This is a genomic window from Saccharopolyspora sp. NPDC050389 (assembly GCF_040655595.1).
GTDB lineage: Bacteria > Actinomycetota > Actinomycetes > Mycobacteriales > Pseudonocardiaceae > Saccharopolyspora.
In genome coordinates this window covers 1-5,092 of sequence record NZ_JBFAKG010000200.1, presented here as the reverse complement: position 1 = coordinate 5,092, position 5,092 = coordinate 1, and the positions used below count along the sequence as shown (strand labels likewise).

Here is a 5,092-nt window from a genome sequence, read left to right as displayed (position 1 = left end):
AACCTCGCCATGACCCACTGAACGCCACCGCCACCACACGGGCTGCGTTTCCCTTGCCTGCCACCAACATTTGATCATTACGGGACAGGCTTTAGTACTGCAACGGCACTCGGCGATCAGGGGCGGATCTCGTTGCCCGATAATGGGATCAACCCGTCGAGGCCGGTCCCAGGTGCCCCTTTTCGGCCTCCTGGGCGCGGGTGGGAGCGAGGTAGGCGGCGGCGAGCATGGCCAGAGTGATGTGGGGGTGTCAGGCCCGCCACGACCGGGCCTGACACTGGTCGAGCCCGGCCTCGTTCTTCGCGGTCCGGAAGCACTCCTCGATCGCCCACCGCGCCCCGGCAACCCTGGTGCCGGTGTACTGACGCTGCACCCAGGCCGAGCGGACGCCTTTCTTGATGAACCTGGTCTCGTCGAGGATGAACACCCCGGTCGCGTCATCACCGAGCTGGTCCAGGACGTCACCGCGCAGGTCATCCCGGGCCCCGTCGACGTCCCAGTCCGTGGTGCGCAGCAACCGCTGCATCCCGTCCGGCGAGACCGCCCCGCCATTCTCGGCCAGCGTCCAGCCGTTCTTCCGCTCCCGCCCTGCCAGCAGCCTCCGCAGGTAGGTACCGACCCGCTGGCGCGGCTCGGACCTGGCGAAACGGCTGAAGATCAGCTCCACCACCGGCATCCAACGACGCCACTCACCTTGCAAGATCCACCACGCGGTGATCATCACCGCCGACAGCCCTCAGCATCCCACGTCACGCCGTCGTTGCAGTACTCCCTGCTCAAGGCCCCGGATGTGTCCGTGGAACGGATTGGCCCTTGCTCATGCGCAGGATCAAGGCGACCGCGTCCTCCGAGTGGACTGCCGGAGTCAGGACCTCCTGGAGGAGCAGGCCACGAATCGCGGCGATGGTGACGGAGGCCGTGGTCAGCGCTTCCTTGGCGTCGAGCCCTTCGCGTTCCGCGAGCGAGGCCAGAATCTTGGTCAGGTCGTCGAGTGAGTCGATGAACTCACGAAAGTTCTCTGGGCTGTACGCGGCCAGACCTACGACGTGAAAGAAGCCGCGGACACGCGACAGCTGCTCCGGGCGGGTGTAGGTCTGCCAGATCGCCACGACGAGGTCGTCGAAGGTGCCTTGCTGGGCGGCCTCGAAAAGCGCCTCGTTGTCACGGGATCGCTGCGCCTTGAGCATGGCTGCCAGGACGCCCGGGAGCGACCCGAAGTGGTATCGCAGGAGGGCGTGGCTGGTCCCGGTCCGGGCGGCGATCTCACGGAGTGACACCTCCGGTGCGGGAAGGGCCTCGTCGAAGGCGTCGAGAAGCCGAGCCAGGAGGCGCTCGCGTGCGTCGCCGGTGCGTTCCGTGCTTGACAGGATCACTCCCACAGTTTATCCATTGGAAAAGACTGACGGTGCCGTGGTGCTTCAACCATGGTCGCAGTCAGCTCACCGACGGCGGAGGACATGACTTGTGGGACCTTTTCAGATAACCGGCGCGGCGGTCGTCGACGGGTCGGGTCGCGACCCCGTCGACGTCAACGTCACCATCGAAGACGGGCGTATCACCCAGCTCGGTGCCTCCGGCGCACACGGCGAGCGCTTCGATGCCGGGGGACTGACGATGACGCCTGGCCTGATCGACGCTCACGTTCACCTGGGCCTGTCGAGCCCGATCCAGCCGCAGTTCTCGTTTCGGATCAGTGCCGCGGAGATCGCGGCAGACATCTTCGCCACGGCCGGCGCGACGCTCGACGCCGGCTTCACGACCGTTCGGGACACCGGCGGGATCGACGGCGGCGTCGTCACCACGATCGCCAAGGGCAAGGTCAGGGGGCCACGCGTCCTGTCGTGCGGACCTGTTCAGTGCCAGACCGGTGGGCACGGCTACTACGGAGCCGACTGGGAACCCACCGAGCTGTGGAGCAGCCATCACGTTCCGGGCCTGTGCGCCCTGTCCATGATGTCGGGCAACGCGGACGAGCTGCGAAGCAACGTGCGCGAGGCATTCCGTCGCGGAGCCTCCTTCCTGAAGCTCTGTGTGACCGGCGGAGTGGTCGGCGCGCACGACCAGCTGACCGACACCCAGTTCACCGTGGAAGAGATCGCCGTCGCTGTTCAAGAAGCCGCGGCACGGGGCACCTATGTGACGGTTCACGCCCACAACAACGAAGGCATTCGGAACGCGGTCGAGGCCGGGGTGCGCTGTGTCGAACACGGCACCGACCTCGATGAGTCCACGGCCACCCTGATGGCCACTCGCGAGGTCGCCCTTGTGCCCACGTTCGCTGTCGTCGAGCAACTGCTGCATGACACCGCTGGAGCCGGCCTCGGCGAGTCGACCCGCGATCGTGTGCTGGGTGTTCGTGAGCGGATGACCGAGGCGCTTGCCGTCGCCAAGGAGGCCGGAGTGCGGATCGGGCTGGGTTCCGATCTCATCGGTCCGGCTCAGGACCGTCGAGGCGAAGAACTCAAGTTGCGCGCAGAGCTGGAGACGCCGATGGAAGCACTCGTGGCGGCCACGAAGACCAACGCCGAGATCCTTGGCCTATCCAGCCAAGTGGGGGTCATCGCTCCCGGCATGCAGGCAGACCTCGTGCTCTGGAACGGCAACCCGCTCGAAGATCCGAAGCTCTTCGCCGACCCCGCCAACGCCGTACTCGTCGTCCAAGCCGGACGTGTTGTGAAGGACCTCCGATGAGCACCATGTGGCACGGCTGCCTCGCCGACACCGACTACTTCGAGATGCGCTCCAGCGGTGGGCACGACTACGGCGTCTGGGTCACCACGCCACCGGGCTACGACCCCGCCACGACGCGAGCGCCTGCCGTGTATGTGCTCGACGGCAACTGGGCCGTGGGCATGACGGCTCCGCTCATCGTCACCCAGGCGGACCCCATGCAGCGGATCCAGCCCTACATCCAGGTCAGCGTCGGCTACGCGGGCGAAGACGCACAGCACTGGGATCGGCTGCGCAACAGAGACCTCGTGCCACCCGGCGAGCCCATCGCCAAGGAGCTCATCGATGCCGTGGAGGCGGGATTTCAAGCGGGCGCGAGGACACGCGAAGAAGCCGACGCCTACCTCGCCGAACTGCGCGACACCCACGCCGATGCGTTCCTGGGCTTCCTCACCGCGGAACTGCACCCGCGGATCGAACGCGACTACGGCACAGCCACGAGCGGTCACGGCCTTTTCGGCTACTCCTACGGCGGACTTTTCAGCCTCTACACCTGGCTCACCGGCAGCACGCTCTTCGAGAGCATCGGAGCGGGCAGCCCCGGCGTCGCCGGTGAAGACAGTCAGATCTTCGCCCAGCTCCAAGAGATGGGTGACAGGCAGCATGCCGCCAAGCTTCACGTGACCCTCAACGAGCGAGAGCTACTCGGAGACCTGGCCATCTACCAAAACATCACGAAGAACACGGCCACCGTCCTTCACCGCCTCACCTCACGCGGCGGAGCCGTCACCAGCGCGGTCCTGCGCGAAACGCACGTGACTGGCCTGCAGGCATCGTTCCTCAGCTACCTCAGGACCTGCCGGGCCCGGTAAGCGCGAACGCCGCGGCTGTGCGACCGCCGCGCTGGGCGGCCCGCACTCCGGAGAGTTCGCATGTCCATCGATGACCTGCAGTCTCGACAATGGTGACGACCGCCTAATTACTGCAACGGCGCTCAGGTGAGTGGGTAGCCTCGTCGTTGGTAGTGGCTGAGGCGGGCTTGGTGTTGTCGGTGTCGGCGGAAGCGTGACCAGGCCCAAATGTGTTCGGCGGTGTCGGCGACACGCAGGACGAGTTTGGTGAGCAGGCGCCGGATCTCCGGTAGCGTGAATCCGATCATGCCTGGTTCGTCGACACCGATTCCCCTTTTATGGCAAGGGATCGTGACACGGTGAGCCAGGCGTGGGCGAGCATGGACAGGGTGATATGGGCGTACCACGCTCGCCAGGATCGGACCTGGTAGTGGTCGAGCCCGGCTTCGTTTTTGGCTTGCTGGAAGCATTCCTCGATCCGCCAGCGCGTGCCGACGATCCAGGCCAGGTCCAGCAGAGTCGAGTGGCGAGACCCGTAGCAGACGTAGTAGGCGATCTCGGTCGGGTCCGAGATCGAACGCCGGGCCAGCAACCAGTGCCCGCGCCCGGCCCGCCAGCCGATGCGGATGGGCATCCTCGCCCAGTCGTACTCGCGGGGGCCGTGCGCGCCGGCGCCGACCGACAACCGTCGCCACGAGCGCTGCGGCAGGGCGGCGATCAGCTCGTCGGCGCGTGTTTCACCGCCGTCGGTGGTGATCAGGGTGTCGTTGACTTTGGTGGCCAGCACGTACGCGGCGTCGCGCTCCTCCAGCCATGTCCGCAGGTATTTGACCTGCCCGTATGGCTCATCAGCAGTGATCCACGCGAACGGCACACCCGTGTCAAACGCCCGTGCCAGCATCGCCATCGCGTGACGTGGTTTGGTCTCGAACTCGATCTCGGCCGGGATCCCGGCCGCACGGGCGCGGTCCCGGTCGGCGATCCACGGCTCCGGCAGATACAACTCCCGATCGATCAGCACATGGCCACGCGTCGACGCGTACGCCAGGAAGGTCCCGATCTGGCAGTTCTCGATCCGGCCCGCAGTGCCGGAATACTGCCGCTGCACACCGGCGGACTTGGTGCCCTTCTTCAGAAACCCGGTGTCGTCCACGATCAGCACGCCATCGGGCTCGCCGAGGTGCTCGACCACATAGGCCCGCAGATCATCACGCACGCCGTCGATGTCCCAGTCCGCCCAGCGCAGCAACCGCTGCATCCCGTCCGGTGACACCTCACCCGCCTGCTCGGCCAGCGTCCAGCCATTCTTCCGTTCCAGGCCCGCCACCAGCCCGGACATGTACTCCCGAGCCCGCATCCGCGGTTCCAACCTCGTGAAACGACCCGAAACCCGCTCATGGACCCGACCCAGCTCAGCCACCACCATCTCCATCACCCGCAACATGGTCCACTACCCACGCGAGTGCCGTTGCAGTGCTAGTACTCCAGCCGCATTTCGTGATCTGGTTGGTGGTAGGTTTTTGATCTTGTGCTGGTAGATGAGGATCTTGACGCTTGGGTTGCCGGGTTGG

The 5,092-nt window shown here is 65.9% G+C and carries 4 protein-coding genes and 1 pseudogene; 2 read left to right on the top strand and 3 right to left on the bottom strand.

All coding sequences use genetic code 11. The features are described from left to right. Positions 1 to 349: 349 nt before the first annotated feature. Positions 350 to 676 (bottom strand): annotated as a pseudogene (locus tag AB0I53_RS49245) (transposase); the annotation flags it as partial. A 100-nt stretch (positions 677 to 776) separates the two neighbouring features. Beyond that, positions 777 to 1,373, bottom strand: coding sequence for a TetR/AcrR family transcriptional regulator (locus AB0I53_RS49240; RefSeq protein WP_358498754.1), 597 nt, complete (start codon positions 1,371 to 1,373; stop codon positions 777 to 779). A gap of 91 nt (positions 1,374 to 1,464) precedes the next feature. Between AB0I53_RS49240 and AB0I53_RS49235 the strand changes: the two genes are divergently transcribed. Together AB0I53_RS49235 and AB0I53_RS49230 are read left to right on the top strand one after the other, a co-directional pair. Then, positions 1,465 to 2,691 (top strand): amidohydrolase family protein, encoded by a 1,227-nt coding sequence (locus AB0I53_RS49235; RefSeq protein ID WP_358618074.1) that lies wholly within the window; start codon positions 1,465 to 1,467, stop codon positions 2,689 to 2,691. Further along, complete coding sequence (locus AB0I53_RS49230; protein ID WP_358618071.1) at positions 2,688 to 3,542, top strand: alpha/beta hydrolase-fold protein; 855 nt, start codon at positions 2,688 to 2,690, stop codon at positions 3,540 to 3,542. Before AB0I53_RS49235 ends, AB0I53_RS49230 begins: the two co-directional genes overlap by 4 nt. A gap of 283 nt (positions 3,543 to 3,825) precedes the next feature. On the opposite strand, the gene AB0I53_RS49225 is transcribed toward AB0I53_RS49230, so the two are convergent. Further along, the gene (locus AB0I53_RS49225; RefSeq protein ID WP_358618069.1) at positions 3,826 to 4,965 is read right to left on the bottom strand and encodes an IS701 family transposase; all 1,140 of its coding nucleotides are present in this window, start codon (positions 4,963 to 4,965) and stop codon (positions 3,826 to 3,828) included. Between the last annotated feature and the right edge of the window lie 127 nt (positions 4,966 to 5,092).

Excerpts from the sequence above, each read along its gene's own strand:
- AB0I53_RS49230 (WP_358618071.1), top strand. The coding sequence starts at position 2,688 with ATGAGCACCATGTGGCACGGCTGCCTCGCCGACACCGACTACTTCGAG.
- AB0I53_RS49225 (WP_358618069.1), bottom strand. The coding sequence starts at position 4,965 with ATGTTGCGGGTGATGGAGATGGTGGTGGCTGAGCTGGGTCGGGTCCAT.